13 protein-coding genes and 1 pseudogene are annotated in these 14,840 nt (G+C 74.8%); 8 read left to right on the top strand and 6 right to left on the bottom strand.

What is annotated here, in order from left to right; all coding sequences use genetic code 11:
• Window positions 1-2: 2 nt before the first annotated feature.
• From hpnC to hpnH, 6 genes are read left to right on the top strand one after another with little or no spacing between them, the layout of a single operon-like run.
• Window positions 3-923, top strand: coding sequence for a squalene synthase HpnC (gene hpnC / locus ACQP10_RS09415; protein WP_433541232.1), 921 nt, complete (start codon window positions 3-5; stop codon window positions 921-923).
• On the top strand, window positions 910-1,827 hold the full coding sequence (gene hpnD / locus ACQP10_RS09410; RefSeq protein WP_399499760.1) for a presqualene diphosphate synthase HpnD: 918 nt from the start codon (window positions 910-912) through the stop codon (window positions 1,825-1,827). The genes hpnC and hpnD overlap by 14 nt, the downstream gene beginning before the upstream one ends.
• Window positions 1,824-3,278 (top strand): hydroxysqualene dehydroxylase HpnE, encoded by a 1,455-nt coding sequence (hpnE, locus tag ACQP10_RS09405; protein WP_390002526.1) that lies wholly within the window; start codon window positions 1,824-1,826, stop codon window positions 3,276-3,278. The genes hpnD and hpnE overlap by 4 nt, the downstream gene beginning before the upstream one ends.
• On the top strand, window positions 3,275-5,344 hold the full coding sequence (shc, locus tag ACQP10_RS09400; RefSeq protein WP_433541231.1) for a squalene--hopene cyclase: 2,070 nt from the start codon (window positions 3,275-3,277) through the stop codon (window positions 5,342-5,344). Before hpnE ends, shc begins: the two co-directional genes overlap by 4 nt.
• Window positions 5,341-6,075, top strand: coding sequence for a hypothetical protein (locus ACQP10_RS09395; RefSeq protein WP_433541230.1), 735 nt, complete (start codon window positions 5,341-5,343; stop codon window positions 6,073-6,075). The genes shc and ACQP10_RS09395 overlap by 4 nt, the downstream gene beginning before the upstream one ends.
• 5 nt (window positions 6,076-6,080) lie before the next feature.
• Entirely contained in the window at window positions 6,081-7,085 is a 1,005-nt protein-coding gene (gene hpnH / locus ACQP10_RS09390) for an adenosyl-hopene transferase HpnH (RefSeq protein WP_179818931.1), read from the top strand.
• 64 nt (window positions 7,086-7,149) lie between these two features.
• On the opposite strand, the gene ACQP10_RS09385 is transcribed toward hpnH, so the two are convergent.
• The gene (locus ACQP10_RS09385) at window positions 7,150-7,884 is read right to left on the bottom strand and encodes an SDR family NAD(P)-dependent oxidoreductase (protein WP_433541229.1); all 735 of its coding nucleotides are present in this window, start codon (window positions 7,882-7,884) and stop codon (window positions 7,150-7,152) included.
• Between the two features lie 212 nt (window positions 7,885-8,096).
• Here ACQP10_RS09385 and ACQP10_RS09380 point away from each other — a divergent pair, with 212 nt between their 5' ends.
• A complete protein-coding gene (locus ACQP10_RS09380) occupies window positions 8,097-8,966 on the top strand; it encodes a class I SAM-dependent methyltransferase (protein ID WP_433541228.1) in 870 nt (289 codons plus the stop codon).
• A complete protein-coding gene (locus ACQP10_RS09375; protein WP_346020748.1) occupies window positions 8,908-10,206 on the top strand; it encodes a DUF2252 domain-containing protein in 1,299 nt (432 codons plus the stop codon). The genes ACQP10_RS09380 and ACQP10_RS09375 overlap by 59 nt, the downstream gene beginning before the upstream one ends.
• 143 nt (window positions 10,207-10,349) lie before the next feature.
• On the opposite strand, the gene ACQP10_RS09370 is transcribed toward ACQP10_RS09375, so the two are convergent.
• The 5 genes and pseudogenes from ACQP10_RS09370 to ACQP10_RS09350 all read right to left on the bottom strand — a co-directional run bounded on the left by ACQP10_RS09370 (window position 10,350) and on the right by ACQP10_RS09350 (window position 14,834).
• Entirely contained in the window at window positions 10,350-10,535 is a 186-nt protein-coding gene (locus ACQP10_RS09370; protein WP_389956069.1) for a hypothetical protein, read from the bottom strand.
• Window positions 10,536-10,616: 81 nt separating this feature from the next.
• Window positions 10,617-11,630, bottom strand: coding sequence for an ABC transporter ATP-binding protein (locus ACQP10_RS09365; protein WP_433541227.1), 1,014 nt, complete (start codon window positions 11,628-11,630; stop codon window positions 10,617-10,619).
• A 203-nt stretch (window positions 11,631-11,833) separates the two neighbouring features.
• Window positions 11,834-12,790, bottom strand: a pseudogene (locus ACQP10_RS09360) (ABC transporter ATP-binding protein); the annotation flags it as partial.
• On the bottom strand, window positions 12,787-13,782 hold the full coding sequence (locus ACQP10_RS09355) for an ABC transporter permease (RefSeq protein ID WP_386150410.1): 996 nt from the start codon (window positions 13,780-13,782) through the stop codon (window positions 12,787-12,789). The pseudogene ACQP10_RS09360 and the gene ACQP10_RS09355, both read right to left, overlap by 4 nt.
• Entirely contained in the window at window positions 13,779-14,834 is a 1,056-nt protein-coding gene (locus tag ACQP10_RS09350; protein ID WP_346020752.1) for an ABC transporter permease, read from the bottom strand. Before ACQP10_RS09350 ends, ACQP10_RS09355 begins: the two co-directional genes overlap by 4 nt.
• Window positions 14,835-14,840: the final 6 nt, after the last annotated feature.

Below are 14,840 nucleotides of genomic sequence, written 5' to 3'. Positions count from 1 at the left end.
CAATGGGCCGCAAGCCCATGTTTGCCCTGCACGACGAGGGACATCCTCTGTTCATGCATTCGGGGGAGGACGATGCGGCGGGCATCACGCCCAAAGCACACGGGGAGAATTTCCCGGTGGCCGCACTGGTACTGCCGCGCGATATCCGCCGTCACCTCCTTTCGGTGTACGGCTTCGCGCGGTTCGTCGACGACGTCGGTGACGAGGGCCACGTCCGCGACCCGCTGCGGCTGCTCGACGACGTCGACGCCGACCTCGATCTCCTGTACACCGGGCGGCTCCCCCGCCTGCCGGTCGTCCGCGCCCTGACACCGGTCGTCGAGACCCGCGCCGTCCCCGCCGAGCCGTTCCACCGGCTGGTCGAGGCCAACCGGCGCGACCAGACCGTCGGCCGGTACGGCACCTTCAAGGACCTGCTGGCCTACTGCGAGCTGTCGGCGAACCCCGTCGGCCACATCGTGCTGCACGTCTTCGGCCTGGCGACCGCCGGGCGAATGGCCCTGTCCGACCGCGTCTGCACGGCGCTGCAGATCGTCGAGCACTGCCAGGACGTGGGTGAGGACCACGCGCGGGGCCGCGTCTACCTCCCCGAGGAGGACCTGCGCCGGTTCGGCTGCGGCGAGCGCGACCTCGCCGGGGAGACCACCCCGGCGAGGTTGCGCGACGTCGTCGCCCTCCAGACGACGCGGGCCGAACGGCTGCTCGACGAGGGGGAACCGCTCGTCTCCTCGATGGGAGGCGTCGCCCGCGTCGCCGTGGCGGGTTACGTCGCGGGCGGCAGGGCCACCGTCGCGGCGCTGAGACGGGCCGGTCACGACGTCGTCGGGCGGGCCGTGCGCCCGCACCGCGTCCGGCTTCTCTCGACGTGGCTGGGCGTCCTGGCACGAGGCACACGAGGGGGGAGCGGCCGTGGACGTCTCTGACGCCTACCGGCACTGCGAGCAGGTCGTCAGCCGGGAGGCGCGCAACTTCTTCTACGGCATGCGGCTGCTGCCGCCGCCCAAGCGCCGCGCGCTCAGCGCCGTCTACGCGTTCGCCCGCCGGATCGACGACATCGCCGACGGGGACGAGCCCGCCGAGCGGCGTCTCGCGCGGCTGCGCGAGGCGCGGGCGGCACTGGACACGGTGTGCTCCGGGGTGCCGGAGCCGTCCGGCGTCCGCGCCGCGCCCGGCTTGCCGCCGCCCGGCCCCGAGGACCCGGTGCTGGTCGCGCTGCGTCACGCCGCCCTGCGCTACCCCATCCCCCTGCGGGCGTTCGGGGAGCTGATCGACGGGTGCGCCGCGGACGTGCGGGGGACGCGCTACGCGCGGTTCGAGGAGCTGCTGGCGTACTGCCGGTGCGTCGCCGGGTCGATCGGGCGGCTGTCGCTCGGCGTCTTCGGCGTCCAGGGCGACCGGGACGTCCGCGAGGCCGAGCCGCTGGCCGACGCGCTGGGGGTGGCGCTGCAGATCACGAACATCCTCAGGGACGTGCGCGAGGATCGGCTGGCCGGGCGGATCTACCTTCCCGCCGAGGATCTCGACCGGTTCGGGTGCACCCTGGACGTCGACTCCTCCGGCGGGCTCGCCGACCCGCCGGACCGGCTCGCCGCCCTGGTGCGGTTCGAGGCCGACCGGGCGCGCGCCTGGTTCACCGAGGGCATGCGCCTGCTGCCCGTACTGGACGGGCGCAGCGCGGCGTGCACGGCGGCGATGGCCGGCATCTACCGGTGCCTGCTCGGCGGGATCGCGGCGGACCCCGCCGTGGCGCTGGCCACGCGGCTGTCGCTGCCCCCGTGGCGGAAGGCGATGGTGGCGGTGGGCGCGCTCGCGGGGACGGTCCGATGAGGGGCGGCGGTACGGTGCCGGGCGGTCCCGGGGCAGGCGCCCCGGACGGCCCGGCGTGGGACCCTCCGGCGGGGAGCGTCCCGGCGCGGGACGGCGCTCCGGTCGTGGTCGTCGGCGGCGGCCTGGCGGGCATCGCCGCCGCCGTCGCGCTCGGGGAGGCCGGTCACCGCGTGACCCTGTTCGAGGCCCGGCCGAGGCTGGGCGGCGCGACCCACTCCTTCAACCGCGGCGGCCTGACGGTCGACAACGGCCAGCACGTGTTCCTGCGCTGCTGCACGGCCTACCGGGGCCTGCTCGACCGGCTCGGCCGCACCGGGCTGGTGCACCTGCAGGACCGGTTCGACGTGCCGGTGCTCACCCCCTGGGGGCGGTCCGGGCGGCTGCGGCGCACGGCCCTGCCGGGGCCGTTCCACCTGCTGCCGGCGCTGGCGCGGTACCCGCTGCTGGGACCGGCCGACCGGCTGCGCGCGATGCGGGCCTCGCTGGCCCTGCGCCGGCTCGACCCGGCGGACCCCGCGCTGGACCGGATCGACCTCGGGAGCTGGCTGGCCGCCCACGGGCAGAGCGAAGCCGCGCGGCGGGCGCTGTGGGAGCTGTTCGCGATGGCGGCGCTGAACGCCGCCGTCGAGGACGTGGCCCTGGGCCCGGCCGCGATGGTCTTCAAAACGGCGTTGTTCGGCCGGGCGGACGCGGCCGACATCGGGCTGCCCGCCGTACCCCTGGGCGAGCTGCACGGCGCCGCGGCGCGGGCCGCCGTCGAGCGGCTCGGCGGCGCAGTGCACCTGTCGTCGAAGGTCACCGCCGTCGGGCCGGGTCCGGCGGTCACCGTGGGCGGCGGCCGAATCGAGGCGTCCGCCGTCATCGTGGCCGCGCCGCACGAGCAGGCCGCGGCGCTGCTCCCCGAGGACGCCGTGCCCGGCGTCCGGCGCTGGAGCGGCCTGGACGCGAGCCCGATCGTCAACGTGCACATCGTCTACGACCGGCGGGTCACCGAGACGCCGTTCGCGGCGGTCGTGGGCTCTCCCGTGCAGTGGGTCTTCGACCGGTCGCGGGTGGCGGGGCTGGAACGCGGACAGTACCTCGCCGTGTCGGTCTCGGCGGCGGACCGCTGGATCGACACGCCCACCGCGCTGCTGCGGGCCGTGTTCGAGCCCGCGCTGGAGCGGATCTTCCCCGCCGCCCGGCGGGCCGAGATCGTCGACTTCTTCGTCACCAGGGAGCGTCGCGCCACCTTCCGCCAGCGTCCCGGCAGCGGCGCGCTGCGTCCCGGAGCCGCCACCCGGTGGCCCGGGGTCTTCCTCGCCGGCGCGTGGACCGACACGGGCTGGCCCGACACCATGGAGGCCGCCGTGCGCAGCGGGCTCTGCGCGGCCCGCCTGGCCGGACGCCACCTCGGCGGGCCGGCGGCCCGATCTCCCCGGACGTCCCACCACCGGGAGGCACTGACATGACCACCGAGACCGCCGGGGACACCGGAGGGGCCACCGCGACCACCGGAACCACCGGGGTCGCAGAAGGGGCCGGGGTCGCCGGGGTCGCCGGGGTCCCCGCGATCACCCCGGCCGTCCCGGCCGCCGGAACCGCCGTGCCCCTCGCCGCCCCGGTGATCGCCGCGTCCGCCGTGACCGTCGCACCGGCCGGGACGACCGGCCTGGCCGGACGCGCCGCGCTCGCCCTGGACGCGGCGTGCGAGCACCTGCTCGGCCTGCAGTCCCCCGAGGGGTGGTGGAAGGGCGAGCTGCAGACCAACGTGACCATGGACGCCGAGGACCTGCTGCTGCGGGAGTTCCTCGGCATCCGCACCGAGGAGGACACCGCCGCGGCGGCCCGGTGGATCCGCTCCGAGCAGCGCGGCGACGGGACGTGGGCCACCTTCCACGACGGGCCCGGCGACCTGTCCACCACGGTGGAGGCGTACACGGCGCTGCGGCTCGCCGGCGACCCGCCCGACGCCGCCCACATGCGGGCCGCGGCCGGTTTCGTCCGGGACATGGGAGGCGTCGAGGAGGCCCGGGTGTTCACCCGGATCTGGCTGGCGCTGTTCGGGCGGTGGCCGTGGGAGCGGCTTCCGGCGCTCCCCCCGGAGATGATCTTCCTGCCGCCGTGGTTCCCGCTCAACGTCTACGACTGGGCCTGCTGGGCCCGGCAGACGGTCGTGCCGCTCACCGTCGTGGCCGCCCATCGGCCGGTGCGGCCGCTCCCGTTCGACCTGGACGAGCTGCGCACCGGCCGCCGGCCCGGTGGGTGGCCCCGCCCCGGATGGGAGGCGGCGTTCGCCGCCCTCGACCGGGTCCTGCGCGGGTACGAGCGGCGGCCCGTCCCGGGCCTGCGGCGGGCCGCGCTGCGCCGCGCCGCCGAGTGGATCGTCGCGCGGCAGGAGGCCGACGGGTCGTGGGGCGGCATCCAGCCGCCCTGGGTGTACTCGCTGATCGCCCTTCACCTCCAGGGCTACCACCTCGACCACCCGGTGATGCGGAAGGGCGTGGAGGGGATCGACCGCTTCACGATCAGGGAAGCCGGGACGCGCCGGCTGGAGGCGTGCCAGTCGCCGGTGTGGGACACCGTGCTCGCGGTCAACGGCCTGCTGGACGCGGGCCTGTCCGGCGACCACCCGGCCCTGCTGCGGGCCACGGACTGGGTGCTCGCCGAGGAGATCCGCGGGCCGGGCGACTGGTCGGTACGGCGGCCGGACCTGCCGCCCGGCGGGTGGGCGTTCGAGTTCGACAACGACGGCTACCCCGACATCGACGACACCGCCGAGGCGGTCCTCGCCCTGCGCCGGGTGCGCCACCCGGGGGTGCGGCCGGCGGTCGACCGGGCGGTGCGCTGGATGACCGGCATGGCCTCCCGCGACGGCGGCTACGGCGCCTTCGACGCCGACAACACCCGGGTGCTGTGCACGAAGCTGCCGTTCTGCGACTTCGGCGCGGTCATCGACCCGCCGTCCGCCGACGTCACCGCCCACGTCGCCGAGGCGCTCGCCCACGAGGCCCCCGGCTCCCCCGCCCTGCGGCGGGCCGTGGTGTGGCTGCTGCGGGCGCAGGAGGCCGACGGGTCGTGGTTCGGCCGCTGGGGCGTCAACCACGTCTACGGCACCGGGGCGGTGGTGCCCGCGCTCGTCGCGGCCGGCGTGCGGCCGGACGGCCCCTGGATCCGGCGGGCCGTCGCCTGGCTGGAGCGCCACCAGAACGCCGACGGCGGCTGGGGCGAGGACCTTCGTTCCTACACCGACCCGGCGTGGATCGGGCGCGGCGCGTCCACGCCCTCGCAGACGGCGTGGGCGCTGCTGGCGCTGCTCGCCGCCGGGGAACGCTCGCCGGCGGTGGACCGGGGCGTGGCGTGGCTGGCCGACAACCAGCGGCCGGACGGCACGTGGGACGAGCCGTACTTCACCGGGACCGGTTTCCCCGGCGACTTCTCCATCAACTACCACCTCTACCGGCTCGTCTTCCCGGTCAGCGCGCTCGGCCGCTACCTGCGCCGGGAGCGGCGGACCGGCGGGGAGGCCCCGCCGTGACCGCCCTGCTGGTCTGCACCGCCCTGGGGATCGAGGCGCGGGCCGTACGGCACGGCCTGCCGGCCGGGGACGCGCTGGTGCTCCGCACCGGGATGGGGCCGGAGCGGGCCGCGCGGGCGGCGGCGCGGCTGCCGTCCGCGGACGCGCTGGCCGTGGCCGGATTCGGCGGCGCCGTACGGGAGGACCTGCGCGCGGGCGACGTGCTGGTGGCGACCGAGGTCCGCTTCGGGGAGCGGGCGCTGCCCTGCCCCTGGGCGCCGTTCCTCGCCGCCGAGCTGGCCCGGCACGGCCTGCCGGTGCGGACCGGGCCGCTGGTGACCTGCGACCACGTGGTGACCGGCGCCGAACGGGGGCTGCTCGCCGAGCGGGGGGCGCTGGCCGTCGACATGGAGACCTGGCCGCTCGCGGAGGCGGCGGGCGACCTGCCGTTCGCCGCGCTGCGCGTCATCGCCGACGTCCGGTCGCCGTGGGCGGTCCCGGCGTACGGCGTCGTGGCGTACCGGGTGCTGCGGCGGATCGGCCCGGCGCTGGCCCGCTGGGCGGCACACGCCTCCGGCGCCGACCACCCGACGGACGACGACCGCGCGACGGGCGCCGACCGCGCGACGAGTGTCGGCCACTCGATGGACACCGGCCGCGCGACGGGCGCCGGCCGCAGAACAGGCCCGGAGGCGGACGACGGCTCCGTGCCCCGGGAAGAACGTCCGTTTCCGTCATCCAGGGAGGGGTGATCCGGATGGCGATGCCAGTACGCCAGTGCCTGCGCATCGGCGGTTACATCCTCGGCCAGCGACTTCGCGGGCGGAAGAGGTTCCCGCTCCTGCTGGAGCTGGAGCCCCTGTTCGCGTGCAACCTGGCCTGTTCGGGCTGCGGGAAGATCCAGCATCCCGCGGGGGTGCTGAAGCAGCGCATGGACGTCGCGCGGGCCGTGGCCGCCGCCGAGGAGTGCGGCGCCCCCATGGTGTCGATCGCGGGCGGGGAGCCGCTGATGCACCCGCGGATCGGGGAGCTCGTCCGGGAACTGGTCTCCCGGAAGAAGTACGTGTTCCTGTGCACCAACGCGCTGCTGATCCCGCGCAAGATCGACGAGTTCGAGCCCTCGCCGTACTTCGCCTGGACGGTCCACCTGGACGGCCTGCGCGAGCGTCACGACGAGTCGGTGTGCAAGGAGGGGGTGTTCGACGCGGCCGTCGCCGCGGTCAGGGAGTGCCGGCGGCGCGGCTTCCGGGTCACCACGAACACCACCTTCTTCAACACCGACAGCCCGCAGACCGTCATCGAGGTGCTCGACTACCTCAACGACGAGCTGAAGGTCGACCAGATGATGATCTCCCCCGGGTACGCGTACGAGAAGGCGCCCGACCAGGACCGCTTCCTCGGCGTGCGGGAGACGCGGGAGCTGTTCCGCAAGGCGTTCTCCGGCGGGAACCGGCGGCGGTGGAGGTTCAACCACACACCCCTGTTCCTGGACTTCCTGGAGGGGAGGGCCGACTTCCCGTGCACGGCGTGGGCCATCCCGTCCTACTCGGTGTTCGGCTGGCAGCGGCCCTGCTACCTCATGGCCGACGGCTACGCGGCGACCTACCGGGAGCTGCTGGAGGAGACCGACTGGGACTCCTACGGACGGGGCCGCGACCCGCGGTGCGCCAACTGCATGGCCCACTGCGGGTACGAGCCGACGGCCGTCTTCGCCACGCTGTCCTCCCTGCGGGAGTCGCTGCGTGCGCTGCGCGAGGCCTGAACCGGCCCCCGGGGCGCCACCGTCCCGCACCCGGCGGAGGTCACCGCCGGGTGCGCGGCGGCGGTCACCGTTCCGCGGACAGCCCGGCGAGCGCCCGGAAGGGGCCGGGGGCCGCGCCCCTCAGCCGGGCCGGGAAGCGCAGCCAGCCGGGGACGTACGACTCGGTACGGCCGCGCTCGACGGCCGCGACGATCGCCCGGGCGACCCGCTCGGCGGGGATCGGCGCCGGCCACCGGCGGGTGTACGGCGTGCCGCGCCGTTCGAAGAACGGGGTGTCCACCACGCCGGGCAGCACGACCGACACGCCGACCCCGCGCAGCTCGTACCGGAGGCTCTCGGCGAAGCAGAGGAGGCCGGCCTTGGTCGCCGCGTACACCGCCTCCCCCGGCACGCCGACCGCCCCGGCGATCGACGCGACGAAGACGACGTGTCCCCGCCCGCGTTCCACCATGGCGGGCAGCAGGAGGCGGGTCAGCCGGATGGGGGCGGTCAGGTTGCCCGCGACCAGGCGTTCGATGGCGTCGTCCGGCATCGTCTCCAACGGTCCGGCCCACCCGGCGCCGGCGTTGGCGACCAGGACGTCCACCGGCCCGGCGCGCCGGGCCAGGTCCGCGGCGTCCGTCACGAGGTCGCCGGCCAGCGCCCGTCCGCCGGTCCCGGCGGCGACGGCGTCCAGCCTGCCTGTGTCGCGGCCGGCCAGCACCAGGCGGGCCCCGGCCGCCGCCATGGCCTGCGCGGTCGCGGCCCCGATGCCGGACGACGCGCCGGTGATCAGCACGCGGGCGCCCGCGATTCTCATGGCCACACCACCCTCGTCACCGGGGGGAGAACCGGAACATCGTCAACGCCGTATCCGGCGTCCTTCCCCGCGGCGGCCCGCCGTACCCGTCGCCGCGCCGGTGGGGCGACGGAGACGTGGGGAGCGGAGGGACCGAGCCGCGGTGGCGGGCGAGGACCGGGGAGACGGGACGGCGCGCCGGTGGCCGGGGTGAGCAGGACGGAGGTGGGGCGGTGAGCGGGACGGCGGTGCGGCACCCCGTCTTCGCGCGCTGCTACACCGGCGTCAGCGAGGTGCTGGAGCGGCTCGGCCTGGCCGAACGCCGCCGGGAGCTGCTCGCCGGGCTGTCCGGCCGGGTGATCGAGGTCGGGGCGGGGAACGGCCTGAACTTCGCCCACTACCCACCGGCCGTGACCGGCGTGCTCGCCGTCGAGCCGGAGCCGGAGCTGCGCCGCCGGGCCACGCGGGCCGCGCGCCGGGCTCCGGTCCCGGTCGAGGTGGTCGCCGGGCTGGCCGACCGGCTTCCCGCCCGGGACCGGAGCTTCGACGCCGCGGTGGCGTCACTGGTGCTGTGCTCGCTGCCCGACCCGGTGGCCGGGCTGCGGGAGGTGCGCCGGGTGCTCGTCCCCGGCGAGCGGCTGCGCTTCCTGGAGCACGTGCGCGCCGACTCCCCGGCCTGGCCCGCGTCCAGCGCCTGCTGGACGCGACGGTCTGGCCCCGGCTGGCGGGCGGCTGCCACACCGGCCGGGACAGCGCCGCGGCCGTCCGGGCGGCCGGGTTCACCATCACCGCGCTGGACCGGTTCGTCTTCGCCGGGATCCCCACCCCGATCTCCGTCCTCGTTCTCGGTACGGCCTCGGCCCCGCCCGCCGGCTGACCTCCGTCCGGACCGGCACCGGAGCGGACCCGTCCCGCCGCGTTCGGCTCGTGCCCCCATCGCATCCGGCCCGTTCCGACGTCCCGTACCCGCCCGTGACCTCGCGGTTCCAGGATGCCGGCACCCCGGGTTGGCGGGGCCTTCCCGTTCCCCCTATCGTGCGCGCCATGACCGACGATGGGCGCTCGGCCCACATCCTCGACGTGCTGGTCACCGAGTTCGGTGACGCCATGAAGCGCGACCCCGCCGCCTTCCGGCGCAAGTTCCGGAAGATGGCCGCCTCCCCCTTCGCCTTCTACCGCGGCAGCGCGGCCCTGTTCTACGCGGACATGACGGGGGCGTTCGCCGACGACGCGTTCCTCGACGAGCGGACGAGGCGGGTGTGGATCCACGGTGACCTGCACGCCGAGAACTTCGGGACCTACATGAACGCCTCGGGCGTCCTGGTCTTCAACGTCAACGACTTCGACGAGGCGTACGTCGGCCCCTACGTCTGGGACCTCAAGCGGTTCGCGGCCAGCGTCGCGCTCATCGGGTACGCCAAGGCCCTGTCGGACGAGGCGATCACCGGTCTGGTGACCGGCTTCGCCCACGCCTACCTGGCCGAGCTGACCGCCATCTCCGAGGGCGGGGACGACGCGATCGGCTCGCTGACCCTGGAGACCACCACCGGGGTGCTCCACCGGGTGCTGCAGCTCGCCCGGCTGAACACGCGGGTGTCGCTGCTGGACGCCGAGACCACCGTCGAGGACTTCGACCGCAGGTTCGCCGTGATGGAGGGCCGCCGCCCCATCGACGACGAGACCCGGCAGGCGGTGGAGGCGGCCTTCCGCGACTACCTGACCACGCTGCCCACGGTCTCGCCGGTCGAGCACAGGATCAAGGACTTCGCGCTCCGCACGGGCGTCGGCATCGGCTCGGCGGGACTGCCGTCGTACAACATGCTGCTGGAGGGCCACACCCAGGCCCTGGAGAACGACGTCATCCTCTACATGAAGCAGGCGCAGGTCCCGGCGGTCGCCCGGTACATCACCGACGAGCGGGTGAGCGGCTACTTCAGGCACCAGGGCCACCGTACGGCCGAGTCGCAGCGGGCCCTGCAGGCGTACGCCGACCCCTGGCTCGGCCACACCACGCTGAACGGCGTGGGCCAGCTCGTGGCCGAGGTCTCCCCCTACTCCGCCGACCTCGACTGGGGCGACGTCAACGAGCCCGAGGACCTCGCCTCGGTGATCGAGGACCTGGGCCGGGCGGTGGCCCGCATGCACTCGGTGGCCGACGACGAGTCCAGCCACGACCTGGTCGACTTCTCCACCGAGGATGCGATCGTCGCGGTGATCGGCGGTGACGCGGCCGGCTTCACCGCCATGCTCGTCGGCTTCGCGCACGCCTACGGCGCGCGGGCCAGGGCCGACCACCAGCTCTTCGTGGATCTCTTCCGCAACGGCCGTCTCCCCGGCCTCTGACCGCGCCGGCGCGGCCCGCCCCGGACGCTCCAGGCGCTCCGGACGTCCGTACGGCGGGCCGCGCGGGCGGCCGTGTCCAGCTGAAGGCCGTGTCAGGCCGAAGGCCGTGCCGGGCCGAAGGCCGTGCCGGGCCGAGGGCCGTGTCAGGCCTCGGTCGGCCTCTCGTAGCCCTCGGCCTCCCCGTAGACGTGCTCGTCGGGGTCGGACTCCGGCTGGCCCGCCGGGTCGGTCTCCGACGTGGTGAACTCGCCCGCGATGTCGGGCTCGGCGTACGCCTCGGGATCGTCCCGCCGGTCGGCGAGCGACCTGTTCTCCTCTGGCTGTGACATGTGTTCCCCTCCTCCTCGTGCGGGGAAGATGTGCCCGCCGGGAGCCGGTGTATGTCCCGGCGGGCTCGGAGAGCGCGGGCGTCAGGAGCGGGCCGGGGCGGTGGCCTCCGCGTAGTGGCAGGCCACGTGGGCCTCCCCCGACGACGGCGCGGCGGGCAGGATGTCCAGGAGCTGGGACCTGCACCGCCCGTCCACCCCCGCCTCGGCCGCCGCGCCGGAGGCGAGGACCTGGCAACGCGGGTGGAAGCGGCAGCCGCCGGGGATGCGGGTCGGGTCCGGCGGCTCGCCGCCCAGCACCACGGGCTCGGGCGACTCCGGCAGCACCGACAGCAGCGCCTGGGTGTAGGGGTGCGACGGCGAGGTCAGGATCTGCTCGACGGGCCCGGCCTCGACGATCCGGCCGAGATACATCACCGCGACGCGGTCGGCGATGTTCCAGGCCAGCCCGAGGTCGTGCGTGACGACCAGCGCCGACAGACCCAGTTCGTCGCGCAGCCGCAGCAGCAGGGCGAGGATCTCTCCGCGCACCGAGGCGTCCAGCGAGGCCACCGGCTCGTCGGCGATCAGCACCCCGGGGTCGAGGGCCAGCGCGCCGGCGATGACGACGCGCTGGCGCTGGCCGCCGGACAGCTCGTGCGGGTAGGACTGCAGGAACCGCTCGGGCGGGCGCAGCCCGGCCCGGGACAGCGCCGAGACGACCCGCTCGTGCTCGTCGGCCATGCCGTGGATGCGCGGTCCCTCGGCCACCGCCTCGTAGACGGTGTGCCGGGGGTTGAGCGACCCCATCGGGTCCTGGAGCACCAGCTGCACCTCGCGCCGGTAGGCCTTCAGGGCCCGCGAGGAGTAGTTCAGCGGGGCGCCGTCGTAGCGGACCTCACCGGAGGTGGGGCGCTCCAGCCCGAGCAGGGTGCGCGCCAGGGTCGTCTTGCCGCAGCCGGACTCGCCGACCAGGGCGATGATCTCCCGCCGGCCGACGGCGAGGTTGACCCCGTCCACCGCGCGGGCGCGCCGTCCGCGCGCGTTGAACTCCACGTGCAGGTCACGGGCCTCCAGCAGGGGGGTCTCGGCGTCCGTGCCGCCGCTTCGCCCGTTCACTGGACCTCCTTCGCCGGTCGCATGACCGGAATGTCGTGCTCGACGGCGTCGGCGCCGTGCTCTCCCGTGCCGGTCCCCGTGCCGATCTCCACGCCGCCTCCGCCGGTGCCGGCCGGTACGGCGTGCGCCCCGTTCGGCGGTTCCCCGGAGCCGTCCGGGACCTCCCCGGAGCCCGCCGGGAGGTCCTCGGGCAGCGCCGGGTCCGGCAGGACGTGCACGCACGCGGCCCGGCGCCCCTCCCCGGCGGGCCACAGCTCGATCGGCCGCGACGCGCAGGAGGGCAGGGCGACGTCGCAGCGCGGGTGGAAGGAGCAGCCGGACGGCAGGTGCATGGGGTCGGGCGGGTCGCCGGCCAGGCCCCGGGGCGCCAGCCGGGAGGCGGGGTCGCCGACCGTGGGGAAGGCAGCCGACAGCGCGCGGCTGTAGGGGTGGCGGGCGCCGGCGAACACCTCCCGCGAGGGCCCGTGCTCCACCACCTGGCCCGCGTACATGACCGCCAGCCGGTCGCACATGGAGGCCAGGACCGACAGGTCGTGCGAGATCATGATCATGCTGATGCCGTGCTCGGCGATGAGCGAGCGGATCAGTGTGAGCACCTGCGCCTGGATCATCACGTCCAGCGCGGTCGTCGGCTCGTCGGCGATGATCAGGCGCGGCGAGCAGGCCAGCGCCATGGCGATCATCACGCGCTGGCGCTGCCCGCCCGACAGTTCGTGCGGATAGTTGCGGCCCCGCCAGGCGGGCAGGCCGACCTGCTCCAGCAGTTCGGCGACCCTGCGACGGGCCTGGGCGGCGGTGGCCTTGCCGTGCACCAGCAACGGCTCGGCGATCTGCTCCTCGATGCGGCGCACCGGGTTCAGGGCGTGCTGCGCCCCCTGGAAGACGACCGACGCCGACGCCCAGCGGACCGCGCGCAGCCGTCCCCACTTCATGGTGAGGACGTCCTCGCCGTCGAGCAGGATCTCGCCGGTCACCCGGGCGTCGCGGGGCAGCAGCCGCAGCAGGGCCATGGCCAGCGTCGACTTGCCCGACCCCGACTCCCCGGCGACGCCGAGGGCCTGGCCGGCCGCGAGGTCCAGGGAGACCCCCCGTACGGCCGGCACCTCGCCGGAGGCGACCCGGTAGGTCACCGAGACGTCGCGAAGCTGAAGCAGGCTCATCGGGAAACTCCCCGCAGGCGTGGGTTGAGTACGGCCTCCAGTGTCCGGCCGCACAGCGTGAACGCCATCACGACCGCGACGATGCACAGACCCGGCGCGAGGATGTACCACCAGGCTCCGGCGGTGGCGGCGCCCCAGTCGTAGGAGCCGCGCAGCAGGCCGCCCCACGACACCTGGCCGGAGGAGGCGCCGAGGAAGGCCAGCGTCGACTCGGTGACGATGGCGTGCGCCACCTGGAGGGTGGTGTTGGCCAGCACCAGCGGGGCGACGTTCGGCAGCACGTGGCGGGTCATGACGTGCCAGTGCCCGGCGCCCAGCGCCCGGGACCGCTCGATGTACGGCCTGGCCTCCACCGACAGCGTCTGCGCCCGGATCTGCCTGGCCGTGGACGCCCAGGACGTCACGCCGATCGCCACGATGATCGTGGCGATGCTGCCGCCGAGGATGGCCGCGAGCACCAGGGCCAGCACGAGCGAGGGCAGGACCAGGAACCAGTCGGTGATCCGCATCAGCACGGCGGAGGTCCAGCCTCGGAAGTGGCCGGCCGCGATGCCGACCACCGTGCCGATGACCATGCTGAGCAGCGCCGCCAGGAAGCCGACGAGCAGCGAGACCCGCGAGCCCCACAGCACCATCAGCAGGACCGACCGGCCCGACTCGTCGGTGCCGAACGGGAACTCCAGGCTCGGGGGGGCCATCTTCGCCCCGGTCGCCTGGGTGACGTCGAGTCCGGCGGAGTCGGTGAGCAGCGGGGTCAGGAGGGCCAGGACGACGGCCACGATCAGGATCGCCGCGCCGTACAGTCCGGCGCGCTGGCGGCGGTACTCGCGCCAGAAGCGCGCCAGCGCGAGCCTGCGGCGGGCCCTGGCGAAGCCGGCGGTGCTGACGGTGCCGGCGGTGCCCGCCGTGTTCCCCGCGCCGGTCGTGCTTCCGCCGCCCGGGTTCCCGGTGCTTCCGGTGTTCCCCGGGTTCGCGGTGTTCGGAGTGCTCACGCCGACCTCACCCTCGGGTCCAGGACGCGGTAGGCCACGTCGGCGAGCGTGTTCATGATGATCACGGCGGTGCACACCACGATGAACGTCCCCTGCATGACGGCGAAATCCGGGCCCTTGATGGCCTCGTAGAACAGCAGGCCCAGGCCCGGCCAGGAGTAGACGGTCTCCACCGAAACCGCCCCGCCGACGACGAAGCCGATGTTGATGAACACCAGCGTGATGGTCGGCAGCAGCGCGTTGGGCACCGCGTGCCGGCGGCGAACCTGGTCGTCGCGCAGGCCCTTGGCGCGGGCGGTGGTCACGTAGTCCTGGCCGATCTCGTCCAGCAGCGAGGACCGCATGACCAGCAGGTACTGGGCGTAGACCACGGCGACCAGGGTCAGGCACGGCAGCACCAGGTGCATGGCGACGTGCGGGATGTAGGCCAGGCCGTCGGGCGCGTCCACGCCCTCCATGCCGCGGGTGGGGAAGATCCCCGGGATCGGGCCGATGCCGGCGGCGAAGACCATCAGCAGCAGCAGGCCGAGCCAGAACGTCGGCACCGACCACAGCACGAGCGAGACGCCGGTGGACATCCGGTCGAACCGGCTGCCGTGCTTCCACGCCGCCCGGGTGCCCTGCCACAGGCCCAGGCTGACCGAGATGACCAGGCCGGTGCCGACCAGCACCAGCGTGGGACCCAGCCGCTCGCCGATGAGGTCGAGGACCGGGCGCCGGTACTCGTAGGAGGTGCCGAAGTCCAGGCGCAGGGTCCGCAGCACGAAGTCGAGGAACTGCTGCATCAGGGGCTTGTCCAGGCCCATCTGGCGGCGCAGCAGGTCGAGCTGGTCCGGGCTGAGCGGCACGTCGCGCGTGTAGGCGATCGCGGGGTCGCCGGGGATCAGCCGGAACAGGAAGAACGTCGCGACGATGACCATGCCGATGCTGAGCAGGGCCCCGCCGAGTTTCGTCAGCGCGTAGCGCAGCACCCCCCGATGGGCGCTGCGTTCCGTGGCGGGGCCCGCCACCGCGGTCGCGGCGGCGGGCTCCGTGTCGAGAGGTGCCGTCATCGAGAC

It is taken from the genome of Streptosporangium sandarakinum, from assembly GCF_050942225.1.
In the GTDB taxonomy this organism is placed as follows: Bacteria; Actinomycetota; Actinomycetes; order Streptosporangiales; family Streptosporangiaceae; genus Streptosporangium; species Streptosporangium nondiastaticum.
Note: the sequence above shows the minus strand (reverse complement) of the source record. Positions and strands in the feature narration are given on the sequence as shown.

Excerpts from the sequence above, each read along its gene's own strand:
- hpnC (WP_433541232.1), top strand. The coding sequence starts at position 3 with ATGGGCCGCAAGCCCATGTTTGCCCTGCACGACGAGGGACATCCTCTG.
- hpnE (WP_390002526.1), top strand. The coding sequence starts at position 1,824 with ATGAGGGGCGGCGGTACGGTGCCGGGCGGTCCCGGGGCAGGCGCCCCG.
- shc (WP_433541231.1), top strand. The coding sequence starts at position 3,275 with ATGACCACCGAGACCGCCGGGGACACCGGAGGGGCCACCGCGACCACC.
- hpnH (WP_179818931.1), top strand. The coding sequence starts at position 6,081 with ATGGCGATGCCAGTACGCCAGTGCCTGCGCATCGGCGGTTACATCCTC.
- ACQP10_RS09385 (WP_433541229.1), bottom strand. The coding sequence starts at position 7,884 with ATGAGAATCGCGGGCGCCCGCGTGCTGATCACCGGCGCGTCGTCCGGC.
- ACQP10_RS09375 (WP_346020748.1), top strand. The coding sequence starts at position 8,908 with ATGACCGACGATGGGCGCTCGGCCCACATCCTCGACGTGCTGGTCACC.
- ACQP10_RS09370 (WP_389956069.1), bottom strand. The coding sequence starts at position 10,535 with ATGTCACAGCCAGAGGAGAACAGGTCGCTCGCCGACCGGCGGGACGAT.
- ACQP10_RS09350 (WP_346020752.1), bottom strand. The coding sequence starts at position 14,834 with ATGACGGCACCTCTCGACACGGAGCCCGCCGCCGCGACCGCGGTGGCG.